Annotated in this window: 26 protein-coding genes; 13 read left to right on the top strand and 13 right to left on the bottom strand. The window is 33.0% G+C overall.

All coding sequences use genetic code 11. The features are described from left to right. Position 1: 1 nt before the first annotated feature. From RMR09_RS11005 to RMR09_RS10985, 5 genes are all read right to left on the bottom strand, one after another. The gene (locus RMR09_RS11005) at positions 2-1009 is read right to left on the bottom strand and encodes a hypothetical protein (protein WP_310595851.1); all 1008 of its coding nucleotides are present in this window, start codon (positions 1007-1009) and stop codon (positions 2-4) included. Further along, positions 1006-1803, bottom strand: a complete 798-nt coding sequence (locus tag RMR09_RS11000) for a hypothetical protein (protein ID WP_310595850.1) — start codon at positions 1801-1803, stop codon at positions 1006-1008. The genes RMR09_RS11005 and RMR09_RS11000 overlap by 4 nt, the downstream gene beginning before the upstream one ends. Before the next feature lie 16 nt (positions 1804-1819). Then, positions 1820-2371 carry a hypothetical protein gene (locus RMR09_RS10995; protein WP_310595849.1) on the bottom strand — a complete coding sequence of 184 codons (552 nt, stop codon included), beginning with the start codon at positions 2369-2371 and terminating at the stop codon, positions 1820-1822. 85 nt (positions 2372-2456) lie between these two features. Next, positions 2457-3014 carry a hypothetical protein gene (locus tag RMR09_RS10990; protein ID WP_310595848.1) on the bottom strand — a complete coding sequence of 186 codons (558 nt, stop codon included), beginning with the start codon at positions 3012-3014 and terminating at the stop codon, positions 2457-2459. Between the two features lie 158 nt (positions 3015-3172). Beyond that, positions 3173-4192, bottom strand: a complete 1020-nt coding sequence (locus RMR09_RS10985) for an alpha/beta fold hydrolase (protein ID WP_310595847.1) — start codon at positions 4190-4192, stop codon at positions 3173-3175. Between the two features lie 208 nt (positions 4193-4400). Here RMR09_RS10985 and ettA point away from each other — a divergent pair, with 208 nt between their 5' ends. After that, the gene (ettA, locus tag RMR09_RS10980; RefSeq protein ID WP_310595846.1) at positions 4401-6095 is read left to right on the top strand and encodes an energy-dependent translational throttle protein EttA; all 1695 of its coding nucleotides are present in this window, start codon (positions 4401-4403) and stop codon (positions 6093-6095) included. A 52-nt stretch (positions 6096-6147) separates the two neighbouring features. Here the strand turns inward: ettA and RMR09_RS10975 are convergent, their stop codons facing one another. From RMR09_RS10975 to RMR09_RS10965, 3 genes are all read right to left on the bottom strand, one after another. Then, positions 6148-6534, bottom strand: coding sequence for a DCC1-like thiol-disulfide oxidoreductase family protein (locus tag RMR09_RS10975; protein WP_310595845.1), 387 nt, complete (start codon positions 6532-6534; stop codon positions 6148-6150). 41 nt (positions 6535-6575) lie between these two features. Continuing rightward, on the bottom strand, positions 6576-7793 hold the full coding sequence (locus tag RMR09_RS10970; RefSeq protein WP_310595844.1) for a hypothetical protein: 1218 nt from the start codon (positions 7791-7793) through the stop codon (positions 6576-6578). A 68-nt stretch (positions 7794-7861) separates the two neighbouring features. Then, positions 7862-10027, bottom strand: a complete 2166-nt coding sequence (locus tag RMR09_RS10965; protein ID WP_310595843.1) for an endonuclease MutS2 — start codon at positions 10025-10027, stop codon at positions 7862-7864. 94 nt (positions 10028-10121) lie between these two features. On the opposite strand from RMR09_RS10965, the gene ung reads away from it, so the two are divergent. Next, the gene (gene ung, locus RMR09_RS10960) at positions 10122-10799 is read left to right on the top strand and encodes a uracil-DNA glycosylase (RefSeq protein ID WP_310595842.1); all 678 of its coding nucleotides are present in this window, start codon (positions 10122-10124) and stop codon (positions 10797-10799) included. 90 nt (positions 10800-10889) lie between these two features. Here the strand turns inward: ung and RMR09_RS10955 are convergent, their stop codons facing one another. The 4 genes from RMR09_RS10955 to RMR09_RS10940 are packed head-to-tail and all read right to left on the bottom strand — an operon-like array spanning position 10890 to position 14521. Next, positions 10890-11264, bottom strand: a complete 375-nt coding sequence (locus RMR09_RS10955; RefSeq protein WP_310595841.1) for a DUF4258 domain-containing protein — start codon at positions 11262-11264, stop codon at positions 10890-10892. Between the two features lie 35 nt (positions 11265-11299). Further along, positions 11300-12493, bottom strand: coding sequence for an alanine dehydrogenase (locus RMR09_RS10950; RefSeq protein ID WP_310595840.1), 1194 nt, complete (start codon positions 12491-12493; stop codon positions 11300-11302). Positions 12494-12550: 57 nt separating this feature from the next. Next, complete coding sequence (gene tsaE, locus RMR09_RS10945; protein ID WP_310595839.1) at positions 12551-12964, bottom strand: tRNA (adenosine(37)-N6)-threonylcarbamoyltransferase complex ATPase subunit type 1 TsaE; 414 nt, start codon at positions 12962-12964, stop codon at positions 12551-12553. After that, positions 12965-14521, bottom strand: coding sequence for a bifunctional response regulator/alkaline phosphatase family protein (locus RMR09_RS10940; protein ID WP_310595838.1), 1557 nt, complete (start codon positions 14519-14521; stop codon positions 12965-12967). It abuts the gene before it with no gap. Between the two features lie 217 nt (positions 14522-14738). Between RMR09_RS10940 and RMR09_RS10935 the strand changes: the two genes are divergently transcribed. Together RMR09_RS10935 and RMR09_RS10930 are read left to right on the top strand one after the other, a co-directional pair. Beyond that, positions 14739-15062, top strand: coding sequence for a hypothetical protein (locus tag RMR09_RS10935; RefSeq protein ID WP_310595837.1), 324 nt, complete (start codon positions 14739-14741; stop codon positions 15060-15062). Positions 15063-15493: 431 nt separating this feature from the next. Further along, a complete protein-coding gene (locus RMR09_RS10930; protein WP_310595836.1) occupies positions 15494-16285 on the top strand; it encodes a DUF1080 domain-containing protein in 792 nt (263 codons plus the stop codon). A 36-nt stretch (positions 16286-16321) separates the two neighbouring features. Here RMR09_RS10930 and RMR09_RS10925 read toward each other — a convergent pair whose 3' ends face one another. Continuing rightward, positions 16322-16555, bottom strand: a complete 234-nt coding sequence (locus RMR09_RS10925; RefSeq protein ID WP_310595835.1) for a hypothetical protein — start codon at positions 16553-16555, stop codon at positions 16322-16324. Positions 16556-16670: 115 nt separating this feature from the next. Between RMR09_RS10925 and RMR09_RS10920 the strand changes: the two genes are divergently transcribed. The 9 genes from RMR09_RS10920 (at position 16671) to RMR09_RS10880 (ending at position 24737) form a co-directional block, all read left to right on the top strand. After that, positions 16671-17900, top strand: coding sequence for an HD domain-containing protein (locus RMR09_RS10920; RefSeq protein WP_310595834.1), 1230 nt, complete (start codon positions 16671-16673; stop codon positions 17898-17900). A 131-nt stretch (positions 17901-18031) separates the two neighbouring features. Further along, positions 18032-19075, top strand: a complete 1044-nt coding sequence (gene lpxD / locus RMR09_RS10915) for a UDP-3-O-(3-hydroxymyristoyl)glucosamine N-acyltransferase (protein ID WP_310595833.1) — start codon at positions 18032-18034, stop codon at positions 19073-19075. Next, positions 19068-20456, top strand: coding sequence for a bifunctional UDP-3-O-[3-hydroxymyristoyl] N-acetylglucosamine deacetylase/3-hydroxyacyl-ACP dehydratase (locus RMR09_RS10910; RefSeq protein ID WP_310595832.1), 1389 nt, complete (start codon positions 19068-19070; stop codon positions 20454-20456). The genes lpxD and RMR09_RS10910 overlap by 8 nt, the downstream gene beginning before the upstream one ends. 67 nt (positions 20457-20523) lie before the next feature. Next, complete coding sequence (lpxA, locus tag RMR09_RS10905) at positions 20524-21309, top strand: acyl-ACP--UDP-N-acetylglucosamine O-acyltransferase (RefSeq protein WP_264533100.1); 786 nt, start codon at positions 20524-20526, stop codon at positions 21307-21309. A 38-nt stretch (positions 21310-21347) separates the two neighbouring features. Continuing rightward, positions 21348-21914 (top strand): elongation factor P, encoded by a 567-nt coding sequence (efp, locus tag RMR09_RS10900; protein WP_310595831.1) that lies wholly within the window; start codon positions 21348-21350, stop codon positions 21912-21914. A 69-nt stretch (positions 21915-21983) separates the two neighbouring features. Next, positions 21984-22913 carry a UDP-3-O-(3-hydroxymyristoyl)glucosamine N-acyltransferase gene (locus RMR09_RS10895; protein WP_310595830.1) on the top strand — a complete coding sequence of 310 codons (930 nt, stop codon included), beginning with the start codon at positions 21984-21986 and terminating at the stop codon, positions 22911-22913. Then, complete coding sequence (locus RMR09_RS10890) at positions 22913-23275, top strand: nuclear transport factor 2 family protein (RefSeq protein WP_310595829.1); 363 nt, start codon at positions 22913-22915, stop codon at positions 23273-23275. Before RMR09_RS10895 ends, RMR09_RS10890 begins: the two co-directional genes overlap by 1 nt. An 84-nt stretch (positions 23276-23359) precedes the next feature. Then, the gene (sucD, locus tag RMR09_RS10885) at positions 23360-24232 is read left to right on the top strand and encodes a succinate--CoA ligase subunit alpha (protein WP_310595828.1); all 873 of its coding nucleotides are present in this window, start codon (positions 23360-23362) and stop codon (positions 24230-24232) included. A 76-nt stretch (positions 24233-24308) separates the two neighbouring features. Further along, positions 24309-24737, top strand: coding sequence for a hypothetical protein (locus tag RMR09_RS10880; protein ID WP_310595827.1), 429 nt, complete (start codon positions 24309-24311; stop codon positions 24735-24737). The last annotated feature ends 53 nt before the right edge of the window (positions 24738-24790 follow it).

Below are 24790 nucleotides of genomic sequence, written 5' to 3'. Positions count from 1 at the left end.
ATTAATTGGGGGTCAAAACAAAATAGACAAAAGTCGAATAAGTAGCAGCGGGTACGTTCATACCGGGGGTATTGGGTAAAATGGAAAATGTTAAGTCGTATTCTATGCTTGGAATCCATGCGGTTCTAATTGCTATGACTTGATCAATAGCGCTTAAAGTTAGGGGGGAGTTAATAGTCAATCCGTTGATTGCAGGGCTAGTTGCGAGACCTACTTTTAAAATAGAAACAGGAAGTGTAGCTGATGTTGTCGCTGATGTCAGTACTGAATTAGCTGATTTAATTGAGAGTTGATAATTCGAATCGGATGTGATTTTTATTCCTTTACTCACCGTACTCGATTTTCCTGTTACAAAATCATTCGCATTCGTAAAGGCGAGATTAAATTGGTCTGCACCATTTTGTAATACGATAGTATTATTGGCAATATTACCGCTGTAATTTATGGTAAAGCCTGCACTGTTACCAATAGTGGTTGTATAAGAACTGACTAATACATCACTATTACCTTTAATTTCATATAATTTAAATTCGTAAGCAGATTGGTAAGAGCCATTGGGAACAGAAATTAACTGATTTCCACCTAGAATATTCAAATTGAAACTAAAAATTCGATTTACATTTCCTTTTAAAGGGATAGTACTACTAACTAGAATAGTTTCGGTATACTTGTTTAATGGGAATAATCCTGCACCAAAATTAATCAGACTAGGATTGTCACTTGAATTGTATTGCGTATTGTACTGCAAGGCCGAATATTGAGCTCCAACAGTAGAATTCAAATAGCTAAAATCCTGAATTAAACGGGCTGTCAATTTCCAATTGCTTAAACTATTTTGCCCCGTTTGTCTTGTGATGTTGATATTTACTTGATTCACTTGTGTCTTACCACCACTCAATTCATTGTATGTATTGAATATTGGTTGTCCATTACAATTAGCTGAAATACTATTTTGTGCCAGGCACCACATTCCGTTGAGTAGATATGTAATCATGATTAATTTTTTCATAGTTCAAAATCTAATTCGGCCACCTTAATGACATCGGTTTCACCAAAGGTCAATTGTGCAGAAATGGTATATTTCCCTTTTTCTAAATCTTTGGGTAATTGTAATTGAAGTTCTCTTAGATCGGAGGGAAGAGTAAAAAAATCGGTTTCGTTTAAAGTGTTTTTTTTGCCCGTAGTGTTATTGAATAATTCCCATTTCACTTTGCCGTCTGCCCAAATAGTGCTGTTGTTGCTAATTTGTAGTTTGACAAACTTGGTTTTATCCGTATCAGTATAATTCTTAAAATCAGCTATTTCTAAAATAGGGTCTGCTTTTTGAACAAAACTATGATAGATTTTTACTCCCATCCGAACGGTTACTTGAATCGCAGCCCCACTTTCATCTTTGGCTTGACCGGGATTTAATTGAGTAAAGAATACCATTGCATTGTGGACAGGAATAGTGGTTTTTACATCATTTGGAACTTTAAAAACAATCTCGATTTCCTTTGTTTCACCAGGTTGAATTACAAAATAAGAGGAAGGCAAAACCTGAATCCAATTCACACAAGAGTTGGGAAGACTATTGGATTCTACAATGTGATTGGCTCCTGAATTTTCATAATTCCAATCGCTAAAGGACACTCCAATTTCTAATTCCTTATCGTTAGGATTCATTAATTTAATCGTTTGTGAATTAGTTTCACCAAGGCCTAGTTTATAATACAAACGACCTGGAGTGACTGATATTCCGGCTTGTGACCAAGCTATAGAAATGGTTACTGTCAAAAAGAGTGATACGAATAATTGTTTCATGAATTTAGATTTGAAATTATTGAGAAGCTAGTGTATATATGATAGTTGTTGAATAGGTCCCTATAGGTTTATTCAAATAATATGATGTTTTTGAAGCGGGAATAGCATAAGTAACATTATATCCGCGCGCACCTTCAGCAGTGGCATTACTAATTACAATGGTATCAGTAGTACCTAAAGTTATAGTAGGAGCTATTGTAGTGGTTGTGGATGCAGGAGTATTACTTCCTGTAAGATCAGAACCCATAGTGGTTTGAAGTGCTATTGTGTTTACAGGAATAGAGCTACTACTACCATTAAAAGAAAGATAATCAGATTGTGCCTTAACACTCACCTGATAATTTGTTGTAGAGCCTACATTAATATGATTAGTTTGAATGGCAGATGTGTTTCCAGATACATATTGACTCATCTGAGTCAATTGAATATCTACGGAGGGTTGTGTAATACTAATGCTTTGAGCTTGAGCTATAATAACATTTACTTGAGTTTGTGCTGTTTTAATTTGTCCAATGACAAGTAAAGGCATCAAAATAAGTAACAATAAATAGGTCTGATTTAGTTTCATAATACTACGATTAAAATGCGGCATCAATAGAGCTAAAAAAAGCACCAACCTTAGTCGATGCTCTTATTAACTACAGAAAAAATGGCTATTTGGCATATAAAGAATAAGTAACTTTAGTAGAATACACTCCAGTATTTTTATTTAAATATTGATTGGCTTGTTCTGCAGAGATGGCATAAACCACATCATATTCTCGTTTCGTTTCCCCTGAATTTTTGGCAATAATTGTTTTCTCAGTGCCTACTGCTAATGCATTTTGTGTTAGCGTTAAATCGGCAACTGTAGGAGCGGTACCACTTCCTTTATAAGCGCCCAAAGTAGGGGTAACGGTTACTGTACTTACAGGAATAGATACCCCATTGTTTAGCAACTCGGTTTCGGCAGCCACTTTAACTTCAAATCCAGTATTTGAACTTACTATGACATGCCCTGTCTTTTTTCCAGAATCATTTCCTTGTTGGAAATGGTCAGGGGTTTTCATGTCAATAGAAACACTACTTTGACCAATTTGGATGTCATACGCATTGTCTAAATTAACATTCAATGTTGTTGATGCTGATTTTCCTGTTGCAGTTTGTGCAGCAGCTACAGCACCGGTAAATAAAACGGTTGCTAACAAAGCATTTTTAACTACTTTTTTCATTTTCTTGTGATTTAATTGATTAATATTTATTTGTAACTATTTTGAAATTCATTTAGATAATTCAGATTAGTGAACTATGAAAAAGTAAGTTGAACAAATACAATTGGGGGCACAATTATTGGCAACAAAATGATTGAATTACTATAAAAAATACCTTACTATGTATTCATGAAGTAATTGCCCATCATGTAGTTAAATTTATTTCGGATGATAATTTTTTTGGATTTAAAAATAGGTGTTAAGATGTATGCTATGCGTTCAGTCTCTTTTAGATAGGCATCTTGACCAAAATCAGAATCAATTTGATGATAAAACACATTGGGTTTTATTTTTCTCAATTTAAGAAAGGTAATACGGTTTTCATCAGCCGGAAAGAGTCCGCCAGTGTCAATACCAATTAAATGAATATTGGCTTTAATTGTATTGGCTATTGATGAAAAATCTCTTCGATTACGCATTAAATCATTTGTTAGTAGTAAATGATTCATTAATCGATATCCTGAAATTCGGCATTTATTATTGGTCAAAACACAATTTTCAATAGGAGAAATTGAACTGATTTCTAGATTAGTTCTTTTGAAAATTTGATTTACATATGCTGGATTTCTGTAAAATAAATTAGCAAAATAACGCGCTTCAACAATTGGATCTTCTGAATTATTTAAAATTTGATCTTGAATTAATACATTCGCTATGATTCGGTCTGTAGTTTTCCAATCCGTGGCAATGGGTATTAAGTTTTCAATTCGGTTGGGTTGTAAAGCCGCCATTTCCCACGCAATAGCACCACCTAAACCTCCGCCAATTACAGAAAATACAGTTTTAATTTTAAGATAAAAAAGTCCTTCCCAAAAAATACTCGCAATATCTCGAATTGTAAAATCACGATAATTAGGAATTAAAGTTTCATAATCTTCTCCAAATCCATTACCCGGAATATTAAAAGTGATGATAGTGTAACTATTTGTATCAATGGTTTTGTTTTCGCCAACTAAACCATTCCACCAACCATTTCTACCACAAACAGTAGAATTTCCTGAAATGGAATGATGGATTACTATTACTGGAGCTGTTCCTATAGGTTGCCCAAATGTTTGATACGACAATGCAATGTGTTCTTGCTTTTTGCCTTTTTCTAAATTGAAATCAAATAAATCAATAGTTCGGATATTTTTCATAGCTCAAAAATTTAAGATGAGGCTAAAACTACAAACTATGTAAAAGCGTGATATATTTTGTCTTTGACTGGCACAAATACTCGATTATCTGTACTATTTGAGGTGTAATCCTCTCTAAAGGCTAATAATTTCAATTCCAATTATTGTATTGTTTTTATTTAAAACTATCTTTGTAGCTACAAGAATTTTAAATATAAAAACAAACTATATGTCAGACGATAAGAAAGTAATATTCTCAATGTCCAAATTGAGTAAGACGTATTCAAGTAGTAATAAACAAGTATTAAAAGACATTTACTTGAGTTTCTTTTACGGAGCTAAAATTGGTATTCTAGGATTGAATGGTTCTGGAAAATCTTCTCTTTTAAAAATCATTGCTGGGGTAGATAAAAACTATCAAGGCGATGTGGTTTTTGCTCCAGGTTATACAGTAGGTTATTTAGAGCAAGAACCGCAATTAGACGATTCTAAAACCGTATTGGAGATTGTTCAAGAAGGTGTTGCCGAAACCATGGCTGTTTTAGAAGAATACAACCAAATTAACGATTTATTCGGACTTCCAGAAAATTATGAAGATCAGGATAAAATGGATAAATTGATGGATCGTCAAGCGGCTTTGCAAGACAAAATAGATGCTTTAGGCGCTTGGGAAATCGATACTAAATTAGAAATTGCAATGGATGCGTTACGTACTCCAGAAGGCGATACTCCAATTAAGAATTTGTCAGGAGGAGAGCGTCGTCGTGTGGCTTTATGTCGTTTGTTATTACAACAGCCAGACGTATTGCTTTTGGATGAGCCTACGAACCACTTGGATGCCGAAAGTGTACTTTGGTTAGAGCAACATTTAGCGCAGTATGCAGGAACTGTAATCGCAGTAACGCACGACCGTTATTTCTTAGATAATGTAGCGGGATGGATTTTGGAATTGGATAGAGGAGAAGGTATTCCATGGAAAGGAAATTATTCGTCTTGGTTAGACCAAAAATCAAACCGTATGGCAATGGAAGAAAAAGTAGCTTCAAAACGTAGAAAAACCTTAGAACGCGAGTTGGACTGGGTTCGCCAAGGAGCTAAAGGTCGTCAAACCAAACAAAAAGCGCGTTTGCAGAACTACGATAAATTATTGAATGAAGACCAAAAACAACTGGATGAAAATCTAGAAATTTATATTCCAAACGGACCTCGTTTGGGAACCAATGTAATTGAAGCTAAAAATGTAGCGAAAGCCTTTGGAGATAAATTATTGTATGATAAATTAAACTTTACGTTACCTCAAGCCGGAATTGTTGGAATTATTGGACCAAACGGTGCTGGTAAATCGACTATTTTCCGAATGATTATGGGAGAAGAAACACCTGATGGTGGCGAATTTAGCATTGGCGAAACGGTAAAAATAGCTTACGTAGATCAATCGCATTCTAATATCAATCCTGATAAATCAATTTGGGAAAACTTTGCCGATGGTCAAGAATTAGTCATGATGGGAGGGAAGCAAGTGAATTCTAGAGCGTATTTATCTCGTTTTAACTTTGGAGGAAGCGATCAAAACAAAAAAGTATCGATGCTTTCAGGTGGTGAAAGAAACCGTTTGCACTTAGCCATGACGCTGAAAGAAGAAGGAAACGTATTGCTTTTGGATGAGCCAACGAATGATTTGGATGTGAACACGCTTCGTGCCTTAGAAGAAGGTTTGGAAAATTTTGCAGGTTGTGCGGTGGTAATTTCTCACGATAGATGGTTTTTAGATAGAATTTGTACTCATATTCTAGCTTTTGAAGGAGATTCTGAAGTGTATTTCTTCGAAGGTAGTTTCTCTGATTACGAAGAAAACAAAAAGAAACGTTTGGGTGGTGATTTAACTCCAAAACGATTGAAATACAGAAAATTAATTAGAAGTTAATTACTGGTATTTGTATAAAAAAAGAGGATGTCGTTTGATATCCTCTTTTTTTTTACTTTAAAAATTTTGATTCTAACTCTTTAGTTAGAACTAAACAGCTTTTCTTTTCACCAAACCATCTATAACGATTTCTCGCAATGAAGTCATAGATTTTATTTGTAATTGCAATAGGTATTAACCTGAAAATAAGCAAACAGTAGAAAATTCCACCAACACTTTTTACAATTTCAAAAACAGCTTCTGACTTATACAAATAAGTGTTTTGTACAGAATTATAGAGTAAAATACTATCTACTTTTTGAGTGTCTAATTCTAAATGCTGAACAATTTGCTGTCCTAAATTAGATTGTAATGAAACAAAGCGAAAAACATCTTTTGAATCTCTTTTTATAATGAATTGCACTGATGCATCACACAAATTACAAAGTCCGTCAAACAAAATGATTTTTTTATGTTGAGGGAGATTTTGCATAGTAAGATTTAGTTTTTAAGTTCATTTATAGAATTACCCACATCACTGCCTCCCCATTCAACAAGGGTAAATCCTTTTCTTTCGGTTTTTACCAATTTTTGCTCGGGTATATTTATTGATTTCTCAACACCATAAAACTCCATAAAAAGACGAATAGAAGTTTCTGGTTTTGGATCAATTGTGTTTTTTGAAATCATTTCATATTCAGAATTGACATAAAAATGGATAAAATTCCATTTGTTCTTTTCTAAAACAGGTAGCCAATACTGAATAAAATCATTTGTTTCGCTCGTATTTAAGCCGATAAATTCTAATTTTTCAATCAAAAAAGAAGTCAATTTATTTTTAGGAATTATAAAACCTGTTTGATAATTGTAATGTTCTTTTGGAAAATCTAGCATTCCGTCCCAAAATAATGAGCTATAAAAACGTTGCGATTTCTTATCGAAAATTTGCCCGTTTGGATAAGCGGTCACGTCCCAATTACCAATGTATTTTGGAAAAGTAGTTTGTAGGTTGCCTTTAAAATCAAGTGTAAGTTTTATATCTGTTTTTTCGGTTGGATAGAGATAGATTACAGGTTTTTTAATAGTAATTTCTCCTAATTTACTTTCTTTAATTGGATATAAAACAATATCAATTATAGATTGATCATTCACAACTATTTTTTTGGATTCAAAACCATTTTTATAATAAACTAAAACATCATTTTTATGTGCTTTTAATGAATAATGACCATCAATATCACAATAGAAAGATTCTTTTCCGTTCAAATTTGATATGATTACATCTGATATAGGATTACCATTAAGGCTAATAATTTCCCCACTTATATCTAATGATTTTTGGTTAATATTAGAATTGTTTTCTTGTAAATTCGTTTTTTTAAGTTGCTCAAAAGTGGGACTATTTTCGTTTTTTAGTGTTATAATTATAACACCATTTATTCCTTTTTTTCCATATTTATCAAAAGCATCTTTCCCTTTTATAATGTTAATTTCTTTAATCTCATCTTGTATAATATCATTAATGTTTACGATTTCAAATACTATGTTATTTATTACATATAAAGGATTCTTTTCATTTTGATATAATTCTTCAAATAGTTTTTGGCTATCCGATTTTTTAATGATAGAAAGTGAATCAATTACATTGGAATTCTGACCAATAGATTGAAAACAAATTAAAAGGAAAAAATTCCAAACTAGAAGTTTTAGTATTTTCATGGGGCTAAGATTGAGGTTAATATGAATTATAAAATTAGTTATAATTCTAATAGATTTTAGTAATAAAATTACTTTTTCACAGCTTCTACTAATTCTAACTCATCTAAACTGACTTTAGAAGTAAACAAGCCATAATTGACAGTAGCTTTGTTCTTTTCGATACTATCAAGAGTACCGACTGCTTTTCCGTCTATCATTCTTACTCGGTCGCCCACTTTAAGAATGGGACGTGGTTTTTCGACTACCACTTTTACTTTTTTGGCTTTCTTTTCTGCACGAATTTCTTCAACCTGAACAGCTACCTCTTTAATCACTTCTTTTTTCTTTTCGGCAATGATCTTACTTTCTTTAGCAGTTGCTTTTTTTCGTTTGGAATTTTCGATTTCAATAATTTTCAAAAATTCGCCAATCAGGTCTTTTTTGTTTTTATTATTGAAATATTTCTCGGCAATATCTTCAATTTTTTGACCAATGTAAATTGTCTTTTGATTGCTGTCGTATAATTCCTGATAGCTTTCCAATTTTTGCTTGATTTTAACATTGATGTTCTCCATTTTTTTGCTTTCTTCACGAACTTTGGTTTCTTCCTCCTTGAGCGTTAAAGAGGTTTTTTCCAATTTAGAACGTTCTTTTTGAAGCGTGGCAATGGTTTTGTCAAAACGGACTTTCCCCACCTCAATTTTTTTCTTTGCACGGTTGATTAAACCATATGGAATTCCGTTTTTCTGGGCAACTTCAAAAGTAAATGAACTACCTGCTTGACCTAAAACTAATTTATACATGGGCTCTAATGACTTTTCATCAAAAAGCATGTTGGCATTGGTAGCAAAAGGCAATTCGTTCGCCAAAATTTTTAAATTCGAATAGTGCGTTGTAATGATTCCGAAAGCCTCTCTATGATAGAATTCTTCTAAGAAAATCTCTGCCAATGCGCCTCCTAATTCAGGATCAGAACCAGTACCAAATTCATCAATCAAAAACATGGTTTTCTTATTGCACTTTTTCAAGAAATAATTCATGTTTTTCAAACGATAGCTATAGGTACTCAAATGATTTTCTATCGATTGGTTGTCTCCAATATCGGTTAGGATTCGGTCAAACAAAAAGGTTTCGCTCCGTTCGTGAACGGGAATCAACATTCCTGATTGTAACATTAATTGGAGTAATCCTACTGTCTTTAGTGAAATGGTTTTTCCACCAGCATTCGGACCTGAAATGACAATGATTCTATTTTCTTGTTCTAATTCAATAGTTTGTGGATAGGTAACTTCGTTTTTTTCTTTGTTGGATAAAAACAAAATAGGGTGGAAGGCATCTCTAAAATACAAGCGACGATCTTCTGTTATTGTTGGCAAAATCGCATTGATTTTATTCGCATATTTTGCTTTGGCAGCAATCACATCAATGTCACTTAAGAAATTTTGATATTCAATAAGCAAATCTAAAAACGGACGAATTCTATTAGATAATTGTTTTAAAATTCGGGTGATTTCTTCTTTTTCTTCGTATTCTAAATTACTTAATTCACGGGAATATTTTAAAGTAGTTTCGGGTTCGATATAAGTAATACTTCCCGTTTTAGAACTCCCTAAAATGGATCCTTTTACTTTACGACGGTACATGGATAAAACGGCTAAGACACGTCGGTTTTGAACAAAACTTTCTCTAATATCATCTAAATATCCTAAGGAATTGTATTGCGTTAAAGCCACTCCAAAACTTTGATTCACTTTGCCACGAACTACATTCATATCTCGACGAATGTTTAACAAATCAGGCGAGGCATTGTCTTTGATTTCGCCGTATTTATCAACCACTTCGTCCACCATAGTAATGATGTCTTTGGTCAATTCTACCTTGGAAGCTCGGTTGTTTAAGTTGGGGTAATAATCATGGAACTTTATTAAGAAATTTAATAAAAAATTGACCGTACTAGATAAGTTGGCAATTTTTCTAAAACTTCCTACTTCCAAAAAACTGTCTTCAATTCCTAAAAATTTGATTTCGTGTGTAATCGCATCAAATCCGTGATTGGGAATAGCATTGTTATTTTGAAAAGAAGATACATATTCCGATGTCTGTAACAAAGCTTCCATCAAGCTTTCCTTGTCTTTAAAAGGTGTGATTTCTAGTGCTTTTTGTTTACCAATATCGGTATTACAAATAGCAGATAACGTTTCTAAAACGGTAGGAAATTGTAAATCTTGTAAAGTCTTTTCGGTAATGGATATCATGGATTGATTTGTTGCAATGAAGCAAAGTTACAAAGTTTAAGAGGAGTTTCTTGAAGAAAAAGTATAATTTTACAATGAATCATTTTAAGTGTCTATGCAACTCCAACTCAATCCCGAATGGCAATCCATTTTAACTAATGAAATTCAGAAACCCTATTTCAGTGAATTACTAGAAATGGTGGATTTGGAGTATCAAAATTACACTTGTTATCCTCCCAAAGATTTGATTTTTTCAGCTTTCAATCAGTGTAGTTTTTCGAATACGAAAGTGGTCATTATTGGTCAAGATCCTTATCATGGAAAAGGTGAAGCAAATGGTTTGTGCTTTTCAGTGAATGATGGAGTTAAAATCCCTCCTTCGTTACGTAATATATATCGTGAATTAGTTGATGATTTGGGTAGTATTTTTATGCCGACTTCTGGCAATTTAGCATCTTGGGCAAATCAAGGAGTATTATTACTTAATGCCACTTTAACGGTTAGAGAAGACTTACCTAATAGTCATAAACAGTTGAAATGGAATGTGTTTACCGATGCTGTAATTCAAAAATTATCGGATGAAAAAGAAGGATTGGTTTTTCTACTTTGGGGCAATTTTGCGCATCAAAAAGGATTGAAAATTAATCGGGACAAACATTTGGTTTTAGAATGTGGACATCCATCTCCGATGAGTGCTAACCAAGGAAAATGGTTTGGTAATAAACATTTTAGTACAGCCAATTCGTATTTGGAATCTAAAGGCCTGAAACCAATAAATTGGTTGAATTTGTAAAAATCTAAACTAGTAAGAAAATAAGATAATTTAAGGCTTAATGAGACTTAATACCTTAATGGTTTAAATATTTATTAAATAAGGATTAAATTATTTTTTAGCTATATCCTCTAAAACTGCTTTATCAGAATAGTTGGTAATGGTAAGTCTAATTTCTTGATTTTTTAGAGTTTTGCCTTCAATTACATATTTTTTACCTTTTCCTACCGCTATATTACTTTGGTCAAAATCAACATCGCCAAATTGTAATGTATTTTTAATATCAGTAGTGTCAACCCAAGATTGTGCTAAAATTTCAGAGGCCTTGGGAGAGTAGTTGAATGGTTTATTTCTCAAATCATTCAATACACGGGCATTAGGGAAATAGTTACAACGTGTATCCTTTCCACTAAATACCATTGAAACAAAGAATAGTCCCATAATAAGACCTACAAAATAATACGCAAAACGTTGAAAGAATTTCATAAAATAATTTTTGGCAAAGGTAAAGGAAACTTAGTTTAAAAAACAATTAAATTGATATCACTATCCGATAATCCAAACCAGTCGCCAATGGCTTTGTTAGTCAAAATTCCGTGATACATATATACTCCATTTTTTAAGCCTTTGTTACAGCGAATAGCACTTTCTATTCCGCCGTCTTCGGCAATTTGCATCAAATAAGGCGTAATGATATTACTTATAGAAAGCGAGGCGGTTTTAGAGTAACGCGACGGAATATTGGGCACACAATAATGCACCACATCATTTTTAATAAAAGTAGGTTTTTCGTGAGTGGTGACTTCTGAGGTTTCAAAACAGCCACCCGTATCAATGCTAACATCTACAATTACAGCGCCTTTTTTCATGTGTTCGACCATGGTTTCGGTTACTACAACAGGACAGCGTTCAATTCCGCGCATGGCACCAATAGCAACATCGCAACGTCGTAAAGCTTTTAATAAAGATTTTGGTTGGATGGTTGAAGTAAAAATGCGTTGGTTCAAATTATTTTGCAAACGACGTAATTTAGTAATAGAATTATCAAAAACTTTAACGCTTGCTCCTAAACCAATAGCGGTTTTTGCTGCAAATTCGCCAACAGTTCCCGCTCCTAAAATGACAACATCAGTAGGAGGGACTCCTGTTATATTTCCAAAAAGCAAACCCTTTCCAAACTGATTGGTAATCATCAACTCGGCCGCAATTAAGACGGATGCTGTGCCTGCGATTTCACTTAATGACTTGACTGCGGGATAGGTACCGTCTTCATCTTTAATATATTCAAAAGCTAAGGCCGTTATTTTTTTCTTGGTTAAAGCCTCAAAATATTCTTTTTTTCTGGTTTTAATTTGGATAGCCGAAATGACAATTGTTTTTGGATTCATCATTTCAATTTCAGTTAAACTAGCAGGCTCTACTTTTAAAATCATCGGGCAGCCAAAAACTTTTTTTGTGTCTTGAGTCACCTCAGCTCCTGCATCGGAGTATTCTTTATCCGAATAGCTTGAACTTGCACCAGCACCCGCCTCAATCATCACTCGATGACCATGGTAGGTCAAAGAATTTACTGCATCAGGAGTCAAACAAATTCGGCGTTCTTGATGACTGGTTTCTTTTGGAATACCAATAAAGAGTTCGCTTTTTTGTTTGGCTATTTCTAATTTTTCCTCTTGAGGCAATAGCTGTTCTTTAGTAAATGGCGTTAATGACATGGTGTGTTCAAATTTAAGAGGTACAATTTACGTAATTTTTTTTACCCTTTTTAATTATTAGGAATTAGTCAGTTGAAGATGGCGTTTTCCATCGGCAAGTAACTCAATGGTTATTATCGAATGTGCTTCGGGAATGAGATTTGGAATTTTTTCTGCCCATTCGATAAAACACCAATTTCCTGAATAAAAGTAATCATCAGCACCCATATCCAAAGCTTCCATTTCATTTTTTAATCGATAAAAATCAAAATGATAAACTAGTTGATTGTTAGCTATTTCATATTCATTAACTAAAGAAAAGGTTGGGCTACTAGTAGCTTCTAAAACGCCCAAATTTTCACACAACTGCTTGATTAAAGTAGTTTTTCCAACACCCATTTCGCCATGAAAAAGAATTACTTTTTGAGGCTGTTGAGCGATGATTTGTTGCGCTACCGATTCCAATTGATCAATTGTAAAGACTATTTCCATTTATCGAGGATTAAATACCAAAAACGGAACAATCATTTCTTCCAAAGAAATGCCTCCATGTTGGTAGGTGTTTTTATAATAACTGACATAATGATTGAAGTTGTTGACGTAAGCCAAAAACAAATCATTTTTCGCAAAAATATAAGAACTGCTCATATTGATACTAGGTAAACCGATTTTTTTAGGATCTTTTACTGCATAGACCTCTTTATTTTCATAGGATAAACTTCGTCCGGTTTTGTAACGCAAGTTTAAACTGGTGTTTTTATCTCCCACTACTTTTGACGGATTTTTAACATTAATTGTACCGTGATCAGTAGTAATAATCAATTTAAAACCCATTTTTTGCGCTTGTTGAATCATGCCTAAAAGAGGCGAATTTTTAAACCAACTCAGTGTTAAAGAACGGTAGGCTTTATCGTCAGGGGCTAATTCTTTAATCACCTCCATTTCCGTTTTAGCATGCGATAACATATCTACAAAATTGTAAACAACCGTTACTAAATCATTCGTTTTTAATGTTTTAAAGCTATCTACTAATTTACGACCGCTGGCTAAATTGGTAATTTTAAAATAGTCTTGCTTAATGTTTAATCCTAATCGTTTGAGCTGTGCTGTTAAAAATTCGGCTTCAAACATATTTTTGCCACCTTCATCAGTGTCGTTTTTCCAATATTCTGGAAATTGTTTCTCCATCTCTATTGGTAATAAGCCTGAGAAAATAGCATTTCGAGCATATTGTGTGGCTGTGGGCAAAATAGCATAATAAGGTATTTCTTTTTCAAGTTTATAATGGTTGCTCACTATATTTTGAATAATTTCCCATTGATCATAGCGCAAGTTATCGATCACAACAAAGAGTACAGGCTTATCTTTTTTTATTATTTCAGGCACCACCAATTCTTTGAACAAAGTATGGGATAAAATAGGTCGGTTAGCCTTAGGTTCAAACCAAGATTCGTAATTGCGCTCTATGAATTTTCCAAATTGGGAATTGGCTTCTGTTTTTTGCGATTCTAAAATCGAACTCATTCCAGCGTCATTAATATTTTCAAGTTGTAACTCCCAAAAAATCAATTTTTTATACAATTCAATCCAATCTTCAAAAGAATTAACCGAAGCCATTTCTAGCGTGATTTTTCTAAATTCTTTCTGGTAGTCTAATGTAGTTTTTTGCGAAATTAAACGGGAATGATCCAAATTCTTTTTTAAGCTCAATAGAATCTGATTGGGATTTACGGGTTTAATTAAGTAGTCGGCAATTTTGGAACCAATGGCTTCCTCCATGATATATTCTTCTTCACTTTTAGTAATCATTATCATAGGAACGGAAGACTTCTTTTCTTTCATCTCGGATAGCGTTTCTAAACCACTCATACCCGGCATATTTTCATCTAAGAAAACAATGTCGAAATTATTGTTTTCAAAAATTTCGATAGCATCTAAGCCATTGTTACAAGTAGTTACACTGTAATTCTTATTTTCCAAAAACAAAATATGAGGTTTCAAAAGGTCAATTTCGTCATCTACCCAGAGTATCTTTATTGTATCTACCATAATTGTTTGTCTATTATCAAAGGGCAATTTACTGTTTTTAAAACGTTGCTTTGCTAAAATAAATATAATTTTTCGAAATTAAGTAATCTAAAATAGTGACTTACTGAGTTTTTCAATTTTTTGAAAAAAATAATTATTTTGTTTGTGAACGTAATTGTTTTTTCTACTTTTAATATTTTAATTACAATTTATTTAACCCCCTAAAAAATCCCAAATCATGAAATTTGCTACGATTTACCTAGATCAAAACAAAATTGAAATTGACAATTCAATTTTTGGAAAAGAAACTATTCGATTGAATGGTTCTGTAGTTTCTCAAAAATATTCCTTACTTGGAACAAAACATCAATTTTTTATTCTTGAAAATGAGAAAAAAATAAAATGTCAACTTAATTTAGGTTATGGACCCAATGGTGTTGTAATGGACTTATACAAAGACAATCAGCCTGTTATTGAATCATACAAAGGATTTAATTTACTAATAGTAGCAGGCTTGTTTGTAGTTTTGTGCTTATCAATTATTTTATACTTTGTATTGTGAAATCTTTTAAAAAAGGTTTTCTTGTCTTAGCCGTTTTATTTTCTATTGATTTTATTTTTTCTATTTTCAACTCACAAACTAAACATGAATTCTTTTTTTGGGAAATAGATATTTTATTCTACAGGTTATACAGATTAATTCTAGCTGCAATTTTTATAGCATTATATTTTTGTGACAACAAATCAAAGCAGAACAAATAAGTTGTATCCGTTGGGTGTAATTAATTTATAACCAAATAGATAAATAGAATTTCTTTGCATTTAAAATAGTATAATTTCTATCCATTCTTTAACTATTAATCATAAATCTATGTGTCTATGTGATTCATTATTTTATTTAATTATTGAGGGTTAGTATAAAAAAAAGTTTCTTTAATTTGTATGATTGTTTGGTTTTACTACTTTTATACTTTATAAAATCAACTAAAAACTATGAAAACTAAAACAATTAAAAACGCGGTATTACTCACTATTTTTTCAGTTACTGCGTCTTTTGCACAACACGCTTTTGTAAACACACCTCCTGAGGTTTCACCAATGCCAATGAAGCCTGAAATGACTGAGATATGGAATCCAGAAGTAAAAGTAATTACTCCAGCAAAAAAGGTAGGTGATGCTCCATCAGATGCTATCATTTTATTTGATGGTAAAAATTTAAACCAATGGGTAAATAAAAAAGACAATACTAAACCAGCTGGATGGAAAATTGTCAACAACGATTATTTTGAAGTAGTGCCAGATTCAGGCGATATTCAAACAGTAATGAAATTTGGAGATTGTCAATTGCATATTGAATGGAGTGCTCCAGACGAAGTGGTTGATGGAGGACAAATGAGAGGAAATAGCGGAATCTTTTTCCAAAATCGTTATGAATTACAAGTTTTAGATTCATATAACAACAGAACATACAACAATGGACAAGCGGGAAGTATTTATAAAGATCATCCACCATTAGTGAACGCAATGAAAATGCCGCTTGAATGGAATGTGTATGATGTAGTTTATACTGCACCTCGTTTCAAAGCAAATGGGTTAATTGATGCGCCGGCAAGAATTACTGTTTTTCATAATGGAGTAGTAGTTCAAAACAACACTACAATTAACGGTTTAACTTTATATATGGGATTGCATAATTATCCTGAGTCTCATGGTGAAGATGTTATTTCACTTCAAGATCACGGTTGTAAAACCCAATTCAGAAATATCTGGTTGAGAAGATTATAAGAAACAAAAACGGAGAGCAATGCTCTCCATTTTTTATTATAATTCATAATCCGTTTTCGAATCAATTGGTAACGAATCAATATCCTTTCGAGATCCAATTTCTTTTCCTTTCTCAACTTCTAATATTGACTCTTGTTCTTTGGTAAGATGAAGATTTTCATTGGAAGCACTCATCAATGATTTAATTTTTTCTATCAAATGATGATCTTGAATTTGAGTAATCCAACTAATCAAATGTAGTTTGTCATTTTGCAATTGTTTATGATCCATATCTTCTGTAATTAGGTTTGATTTAGCAGCCCTTTCTATAACAAATTTAAGCAAAAAATCGATTCAAAATATAAATCAATTTTCCTTATATTTGTTGCCCTAAAGCCACCAAATTGTGAGTCAAATCAATAAATTAAAAATATTCAACGATCCTATTTATGGATTCATTACCATTCCCAATGCTTTAATCTACGATTTAATTCAACACCCTTATTTTCAACGATTGCGACGTATTTCTCAAATGGGGTTGTCGTATTTAGTTTATCCTGGTGCAAATCATACTCGATTTCATCATGCTTTGGGCTGTATGCACTTGATGCAAAAAGCGGTTGATGTATTACGATTTAAAGGAGTTTCCATTTCTGAAGAGGAAGAAAATGCTTTATATATTGCGATTCTTTTGCATGATATTGGACATGGACCATTTTCTCATGCTATGGAAAAAAGTATTGTAGAAGATGTTCACCACGAAGCCATTTCGCTATTATTTATGAACCAATTGAATGAGGAATTCAACGGACAATTGAGTTTAGCAATCCAAGTTTTTAAAGGAGAATACCATCGTAAATTCATGTTACAATTGATTTCAAGTCAGTTGGATATGGATCGAATGGATTATCTTAAAAGAGATAGTTTTTATTCGGGTGTCGCTGAAGGAAACGTCAATTCAGAGCGATTGATTCAAATGATGAATGTGGTAGATGATGTTTTGGTGATTGAAGAAAAAGGAATTTATTCGGTAGAGAAATTCTTAATGTCACGACGTTTGATGTACTGGCAAGCGTATTTGCATAAAACAAGTTTAGTAGCAGAGTTAATTTTAACGAAAGTATTAAAACGTGCCAAAGAATTGACATTGAAAGGAGTGCAATTACCTTGTAGCGAAGCATTGTTGTTTTTTATGCAAAACCGAATTGCGCTAGAAAATTTTGACGCCAATACACTTGATTTGTTTTCTCAGTTGGATGATTTTGATATTATTAGTGCATTAAAATCTTGGCAAAGGCAAGATGATTTTATTTTATCTTCTTTGAGCAAAATGATTATTAATCGTGATTTGCCAAAGATTAAAGTAGTAACTGATAAAGTACTTTTGGACGAGATGCTACCACTACAAGAGCGATTTGCAAGTGAAAATAGCATTTCTATTTCGGATACGAATTACTTTATTTTTAAAGGGAAAATTAAAAATCAAGCCTACAGCAAAGAAGCCGAGCCTATCCGAATCCTGAAAAAAGATAAAACAATTGAAGATGTGGTAGAAGCATCAGACCAGTTGAATTTAAAATCATTATCGAAATTAGTAACTAAATATTACATTTGTTTTCCAAAACAACTGGTGTAAAAACACTATAATAAAATCTATTTTTTATATTTTTGTCGGAATGAAACAAACAAGGCTATTTTTAAAACATACCCCAAACACTTTGATTAGTGTGTTTCATCTTATAGCAATGAAACAAATGCCTCTTTAGAATGAAGTTTACAGCAGAACAAATAGCGGGAATTTTAGAAGGAGAAGTAGTAGGGAATCCTAATGCCGAAGTTTCAAAATTATCTAAAATAGAAGAGGGGCAACAAGGTTCATTGACCTTTTTGTCCAATCCAAAATACCAAAATTTCATTTATACCACACAGGCTTCAGTAACTATTGTAAACAATACGTTCGTACCTGAATCACCTGTAACTACAACTTTGATTAAAGTGGAGGATGCTTATGTTGCTTTCACTAAATTATTAGAGTTTTACAATCAAGTTAAATTAAATAAAACTGGAATTGAACAACCTTCATTTATAGATGAGACTGTTCAATATGGTGCTGATTTGTATTTAGGTAGTTTTAGCTACATAGGTAAAAATGTTGTGATTGGTAACAATGTAAAAATATATCCCAATTCATACATAGGAGATAATGCCATAATTGGCGATAATGTTACTATTTTTGCTGGAGGAAAAATATATTCTGAAACCGTAATTGGAAATAATTGTACCGTTCATTCAGGGGCAATTATTGGATCAGATGGTTTTGGATTTGCACCTAACGCTGACGGAACCTATAAAAAAATACCTCAAATAGGTAATGTTGTTATTGAAGATGATGTAGAAATAGGCGCATGTACTACTATCGATAGAGCCACAATGGGATCTACTGTAATTAGAAAAGGGGTAAAATTGGATAACCAAATCCAGATTGCTCACAATGTGGAAATAGGTGAGAATACAGTAATTGCTGCTCAAACTGGAATAGCAGGCTCTACAAAAATTGGTAAAAATGGAATGATTGGTGGTCAAGTTGGTTTTGCGGGTCATATTACAGTTGGAAACAATGTAGGGATAAAGGCAAAATCAGGGATTACTAAAAATGTAAAAGACGGACAAATTATGCAAGGAAGTCTTGCTTTTGGTTATACTGATTTTTCAAAATCGTATGTTCATTTTAAAAATCTACCAAAGATTGTAGCCGAATTAGAAGAGTTAAAAAAAGAAATACTAAATCTAAAAACTAAAAATAATGGTTAAACAAAAAACCATCAAAACAGAAATTTCGCTTACAGGTGTAGGATTACACACTGGAAAAGAAGTAAAAATGACTTTTAAACCAGCCCCAGCCAATAATGGTTTTACTTTTGTTCGAGTAGATCTAGAAGGCCAACCCGTTATTGAGGCTGATGCGAATTATGTAGTCAATACGCAACGCGGAACTAATTTAGAGAAATTAGGAGTTCAAATTCAAACTCCTGAACACGTTTTGGCAGCATTAACAGGTTGCGATTTAGACAATGTTATCATTGAATTGAACGCCTCCGAATTGCCAATTATGGATGGTTCTTCAAAATATTTTGTTGAAGCTATTGAAAAGGCGGGTATAGAAGAGCAAGAGGCTAAACGTAACGTTTATGTAGTGAAAGAAGTTATTTCTTTTACTGACGAAGCAACGGGAAGTGAAATATTAGTAATGCCTAGCGATAGCTATTGTATTACTACTATGGTAGATTTTGGTACTAAAATTTTAGGAACTCAAAATGCTACTATGAAATGCCTTTCTGAATTTAAAGAGGAATTTTCAGATTCAAGAACCTTCAGTTTTTTACATGAATTAGAATCTCTTTTAAATAATGGATTAATTAAAGGTGGTGACTTGAATAATGCTATTGTCTATGTTGATAAAGAAATATCAGCAAGTACAATGGAAAATCTTAAAAAAGCATTTGGTAAAGATGAGTTAACAGTTAAACCAAATGGTATTTTAGATAACCTTACGTTGCATTATCCTAACGAGGCTGCACGACATAAATTATTAGATGTTGTGGGTGATTTGTCTTTAATTGGAACTAGAATTCAAGGTAAAGTAATCGCGAATAAACCAGGGCATTATGTAAACACTCAGTTTGCAAAAAAATTAGCGAAAATTATCAAAATAGAGCAACGTAATTTTGTTCCTACTTATGATTTGCATCAGGAGCCTTTGATGGATATCCATCAAATTATGGCTACATTGCCACACAGACCTCCATTTTTATTGATTGACAGAATTATTGAAATGTCTGAAAATCATGTGGTAGGTATGAAGAATGTAACTATGAATGAAAACTTCTTTGTAGGCCATTTTCCAGAAGCACCGGTTATGCCAGGAGTTTTGATTGTAGAAGCAATGGCGCAAACCGGAGGAGTTTTAGTATTAAGTACGGTTCCAGATCCAGAGAATTATTTGACTTATTTCATGAAAATGGATAATGTTAAATTCAAACACAAAGTACTTCCAGGAGATACTTTACTATTTAAATGTGATTTGATTACTCCTATAAGACGAGGAATTTGTCACATGCAAGCTAATGCTTATGCTAATGGTAAATTAGTTGCCGAAGCAGAATTAATGGCTCAAATTGCTAGAAAACAATAAAATGTAGAAAATTCGCACTAGATTTACTGCAAATTTCCTACTGAATAGAAATTATAAAACAAAATAGATGAATCAACCTTTAGCATATGTTCATCCTGGCGCCAAAATCGCTAAAAATGTAGTTATTGAACCTTTTACAACCATTCACAATAACGTAGTTATTGGAGATGGAACTTGGATTGGATCTAATGTAACCATTATGGAAGGAGCTAGAATTGGAAAAAATTGTAATATTTTCCCAGGAGCTGTAATTTCAGCTGTCCCGCAAGATTTAAAATTTGGAGGAGAAGATTCTTTGGCAATTATTGGAGACAATTGTACCATCAGAGAATGTGTTACCATCAATAGAGGAACGGTTGCTTCTGGACAAACAGTCATTGGAGATAACTGTTTGGTGATGGCGTATGCTCATATTGCACATGATTGTGTTGTGGGTAACAATGCAATTATCGTAAATGGAGTCGCTTTGGCAGGACACGTTATTGTAGGTAATTATGCTGTTATTGGTGGATTGGCTGCAGTACATCAATTTATCCACATTGGTGATCATGCTATGATATCTGGAGGATCTTTGGTAAGAAAAGATGTGCCTCCATTTACAAAAGCGGCTAAAGAGCCTTTGTCTTATGTTGGAATCAATTCAATTGGTCTAAGACGAAGAGGATTTACAACCGAGAAAATTAGAGAAATTCAAGATATTTACCGTATTCTTTATCAAAAGAACTACAATACCACTCAAGCTATCGGTATTATCGAAGCTGAAATGGAAGCTACTCCTGAACGTGATGAAATACTAGATTTTATCAGAAATTCATCAAGAGGAGTAATGAAAGGTTACAGTGGTAATTATTAATCAAAATAGTAGAAAAACAAAAATAAATACAATTTAAAATGGCAAGTACATCAGATATTAGAAACGGATTATGTATCAAATACAATAACGATATTTATAAAATTATTGAATTCTTACACGTTAAACCAGGTAAAGGACCAGCTTTCGTTAGAACTAAATTAAAATCTTTGACTAATGGGAAAGTATTAGATAATACATTTTCTGCGGGTCATAAAATTGATGAAGTTCGTGTTGAGACCCATACGTTTCAATATCTTTATGCAGAAGGAGATGATTTTCACTTTATGAATAATGAATCTTTTGAGCAAATTACTTTGAACAAAAACGTATTAGATAATCCTGATTTATTGAAAGAAGGAACTAATGTAATGATTCAGATTAATGCTGAAACAGAAGCACCACTTTCAGTTGATATGCCTGCTTCTATTATTTTAGAAGTTACGTATGCTGAACCAGGAGTAAAAGGAAATACTGCAACCAATGCTACTAAATCAGCAACAGTTGAAACAGGAGCTACAGTAAACGTTCCTTTATTCATTAATGAAGGAGACAAAATTAAAATTGATACTGCTTCAGGTTCTTATATGGAACGTGTAAAAGAATAAATAAATTACTAATCTAAAGGTTGATTGTCCACCGACTCTCAACCTTTATTTTTTCATATTAAATAATACATGAAATTCCCTAAAACACATACACTAAAAGAAATTGCCAACTTAATTCATTGTGAATTTGTTGGGGATGCGAATTTTCCTGTTTTGGGGATGAATGAAATTCATGTAGTAGAAGCGGGGGATATAGTTTTTGTAGATCATCCTAAGTATTATGACAAAGCATTGCAATCGAATGCTACCATAATCTTAATCAACAAAGAAGTGGATTGCCCAGAAGGTAAAGCCTTGTTGATTTCAGACGATCCATTTAGAGATTTCAATACTTTGACAAGACATTTTATGCCTTTTCAATCCTCTAATGTGTCTATTTCAGCTTCTGCAAAAATTGGGCAAGGAACTATAATTCAGCCCAATACTTTTATTGGAAACCAAGTAGTAATCGGAGAAAATTGTTTGATTCATTCTAATGTAGCGATTTACGATCATACCATAATAGGGGATAATGTAATTATCCATGCAGGCACAGTAATAGGAGGAGATGCTTTTTATTATAAAAAACGCCCTGAAGGATTTGATCAATTGCTTTCAGGAGGAAGAGTAGTGATTGAAAATAATGTTGGCATTGGCGCACTTTGTACCATTGACAAAGGAGTTACAGGCGATACCACTATTGGAGAAGGAAGTAAATTAGACAATCAAGTACATGTGGGTCACGATACTGTAATTGGAAAAAAATGTCTTATCGCTTCACAAACAGGAATTGCCGGTTGTGTAATCATAGAAGACGAAGTAACTCTTTGGGGGCAAGTGGGAACAACTAGTGGAATTACTATTGGAACCAAAGCCGTTGTAATGGGACAAACAGGTGTTACCAAATCTATTGAAGGTGGGAAATCGTATTTTGGTACTCCAATAGAAGAATCCAGAGAAAAATTGAAACAATTAGCCAATATCAAAAAAATACCCGAACTATTAAATAAATTGAAATAATGTCTGCCAAAAAATTAGTACAAAATTTTTACAAATCAGATGCTTTAATTGATGCTGAAGTCATGAAAGACTTTTTGCATCCTGAAATTATTTTAGATTGGAATAGCAGCAAAGGATTTGTGCAAATGAATTACGAATCAATAGTCAACTTAGCGGGTGAATTAAGTAAAGCATACGTTCGTTCTAAAGTTAGAATTAGTCATATTCTTGCTGAAAATGACTTAGTTTCTGTTCGCTATTCACATTACGTAAAGACTATTGAGAATCCAAGAGAAGAAATGTTTTTAGCAAATTTTATAGTAATTTGGCAACTAAAAGACGATAAATTGTACAGAGGCTATCAAATGAGTCAAATTTCTTAATTTATTTTCAATTAAAAAGTTCGAAAATAATTTCAAAACCTTACTTTTGCATAACAATTTTTAAAATCATATAAAAAATATATCATGAGTGTTTTAGTTAATAAAAATTCCAAAATAATTGTTCAAGGATTTACAGGAAGCGAAGGAACGTTTCACGCTTCTCAAATGATTGAATATGGTACAAATGTTGTAGGTGGTGTAACTCCAGGAAAAGGAGGAACAACACATTTAGATCGTCCTGTTTTCAACACAGTAAAAGATGCTGTTGAACAAGCAGGTGCCGATACTTCAATTATTTTTGTACCGCCAGCTTTTGCAGCTGATGCTATTATGGAAGCCGCTGATGCTGGAATTAAAGTAATCATTGCTATTACAGAAGGAATTCCTGTAGCAGATATGATTAAAGCCAATAGTTATGTTAAAGAAAGAAACGCAAGACTTATTGGACCTAACTGTCCAGGTGTTATCACTGCAGGTGAAGCTAAAGTAGGTATTATGCCAGGTTTTGTTTTCAAAAAAGGAACTGTAGGTATTGTTTCTAAATCAGGAACGTTAACGTATGAAGCCGCTGACCAAGTAGCTAAACAAGGTTTAGGAATTACTACTGCAATTGGTATTGGTGGAGATCCAATCATTGGAACTACTACAAAAGAAGCAGTTGAATTGTTAATGAACGATCCAGAAACTAATTGTATTGTTATGATTGGAGAAATTGGTGGGCAATTAGAGGCTGACGCCGCTAAATGGATTAAAGCCGATGGTAACCGTAAACCGGTTATTGGATTTATTGCAGGAGTTACTGCTCCAGCAGGTCGTACAATGGGTCACGCAGGTGCTATTGTAGGAGGATCAGACGATACCGCTGAAGCTAAAAAACAAATCATGAGAGAAAATGGAATTCACGTAGTTGACTCTCCAGCTGAAATTGGTAAAAAAGTAAAAGAAGTTTTAGGTTAGTCCTAAATACACAATAGAATCTAAAATACCTCACGGTTTCGTGGGGTATTTTGTTTAATAAATACGGTAAAGAATAATGTACAAAGAATTAAAAAAGTTTAAAGTAACTAAGAGTTTTACTTTTGGTCAAGAAGATAGTTTAGAAGAAGTGTGTAATGCTCCAGAAAGTGCTAGTGGTATTTTCTTGGTATACGCTGTGGATGGTGAGGAGAAAGAATTGATTATGGTGGGCTCTACAGGGACTATCCAAAACAATGGGACTTTAAAAAGTAAAAATGGAGGATTGTATGACAAAATTGTAAATGGTCATCAATTTGCTAAAACAGGAAGAAAATATTCTTGGCCTGCCCAAATGAAATTAGAAAATATAGATCGAATAGAAGTTTCGTGGTACGATACTTTTAATGAAAAAGTAAAAGTAATTCCAACTTTTATTGAAGGTCAGGTTTTACAAAATTTCTTGGATGAAAATGGTAGTTTACCAAGATGGAATGTAGCTTTTTAAGTAATACATTTTTTATAAAACAAAAGCGCCCATTGAAAAATGGGCGCTTTTGT

Source organism: Flavobacterium sp. (genome assembly GCF_031537875.1).
Taxonomy (GTDB): Bacteria; Bacteroidota; Bacteroidia; order Flavobacteriales; family Flavobacteriaceae; genus Flavobacterium.
This window is presented reverse-complemented; position numbering and strand designations above follow the sequence as displayed.

What these genes read in the sequence shown, in the direction of transcription:
- RMR09_RS11005 (WP_310595851.1), bottom strand. Translation starts at nt 1,009, where the DNA reads ATGAAAAAATTAATCATGATTACATATCTACTCAACGGAATGTGGTGC.
- RMR09_RS11000 (WP_310595850.1), bottom strand. Translation starts at nt 1,803, where the DNA reads ATGAAACAATTATTCGTATCACTCTTTTTGACAGTAACCATTTCTATA.
- RMR09_RS10995 (WP_310595849.1), bottom strand. Translation starts at nt 2,371, where the DNA reads ATGAAACTAAATCAGACCTATTTATTGTTACTTATTTTGATGCCTTTA.
- RMR09_RS10990 (WP_310595848.1), bottom strand. Translation starts at nt 3,014, where the DNA reads ATGAAAAAAGTAGTTAAAAATGCTTTGTTAGCAACCGTTTTATTTACC.
- RMR09_RS10985 (WP_310595847.1), bottom strand. Translation starts at nt 4,192, where the DNA reads ATGAAAAATATCCGAACTATTGATTTATTTGATTTCAATTTAGAAAAA.
- ettA (WP_310595846.1), top strand. Translation starts at nt 4,401, where the DNA reads ATGTCAGACGATAAGAAAGTAATATTCTCAATGTCCAAATTGAGTAAG.
- RMR09_RS10970 (WP_310595844.1), bottom strand. Translation starts at nt 7,793, where the DNA reads ATGAAAATACTAAAACTTCTAGTTTGGAATTTTTTCCTTTTAATTTGT.
- RMR09_RS10965 (WP_310595843.1), bottom strand. Translation starts at nt 10,027, where the DNA reads ATGATATCCATTACCGAAAAGACTTTACAAGATTTACAATTTCCTACC.
- ung (WP_310595842.1), top strand. Translation starts at nt 10,122, where the DNA reads ATGCAACTCCAACTCAATCCCGAATGGCAATCCATTTTAACTAATGAA.
- RMR09_RS10955 (WP_310595841.1), bottom strand. Translation starts at nt 11,264, where the DNA reads ATGAAATTCTTTCAACGTTTTGCGTATTATTTTGTAGGTCTTATTATG.
- RMR09_RS10950 (WP_310595840.1), bottom strand. Translation starts at nt 12,493, where the DNA reads ATGTCATTAACGCCATTTACTAAAGAACAGCTATTGCCTCAAGAGGAA.
- tsaE (WP_310595839.1), bottom strand. Translation starts at nt 12,964, where the DNA reads ATGGAAATAGTCTTTACAATTGATCAATTGGAATCGGTAGCGCAACAA.
- RMR09_RS10940 (WP_310595838.1), bottom strand. Translation starts at nt 14,521, where the DNA reads ATGGTAGATACAATAAAGATACTCTGGGTAGATGACGAAATTGACCTT.
- RMR09_RS10935 (WP_310595837.1), top strand. Translation starts at nt 14,739, where the DNA reads ATGAAATTTGCTACGATTTACCTAGATCAAAACAAAATTGAAATTGAC.
- RMR09_RS10930 (WP_310595836.1), top strand. Translation starts at nt 15,494, where the DNA reads ATGAAAACTAAAACAATTAAAAACGCGGTATTACTCACTATTTTTTCA.
- RMR09_RS10925 (WP_310595835.1), bottom strand. Translation starts at nt 16,555, where the DNA reads ATGGATCATAAACAATTGCAAAATGACAAACTACATTTGATTAGTTGG.
- lpxD (WP_310595833.1), top strand. Translation starts at nt 18,032, where the DNA reads ATGAAGTTTACAGCAGAACAAATAGCGGGAATTTTAGAAGGAGAAGTA.
- RMR09_RS10910 (WP_310595832.1), top strand. Translation starts at nt 19,068, where the DNA reads ATGGTTAAACAAAAAACCATCAAAACAGAAATTTCGCTTACAGGTGTA.
- lpxA (WP_264533100.1), top strand. Translation starts at nt 20,524, where the DNA reads ATGAATCAACCTTTAGCATATGTTCATCCTGGCGCCAAAATCGCTAAA.
- efp (WP_310595831.1), top strand. Translation starts at nt 21,348, where the DNA reads ATGGCAAGTACATCAGATATTAGAAACGGATTATGTATCAAATACAAT.
- RMR09_RS10895 (WP_310595830.1), top strand. Translation starts at nt 21,984, where the DNA reads ATGAAATTCCCTAAAACACATACACTAAAAGAAATTGCCAACTTAATT.
- RMR09_RS10890 (WP_310595829.1), top strand. Translation starts at nt 22,913, where the DNA reads ATGTCTGCCAAAAAATTAGTACAAAATTTTTACAAATCAGATGCTTTA.
- sucD (WP_310595828.1), top strand. Translation starts at nt 23,360, where the DNA reads ATGAGTGTTTTAGTTAATAAAAATTCCAAAATAATTGTTCAAGGATTT.
- RMR09_RS10880 (WP_310595827.1), top strand. Translation starts at nt 24,309, where the DNA reads ATGTACAAAGAATTAAAAAAGTTTAAAGTAACTAAGAGTTTTACTTTT.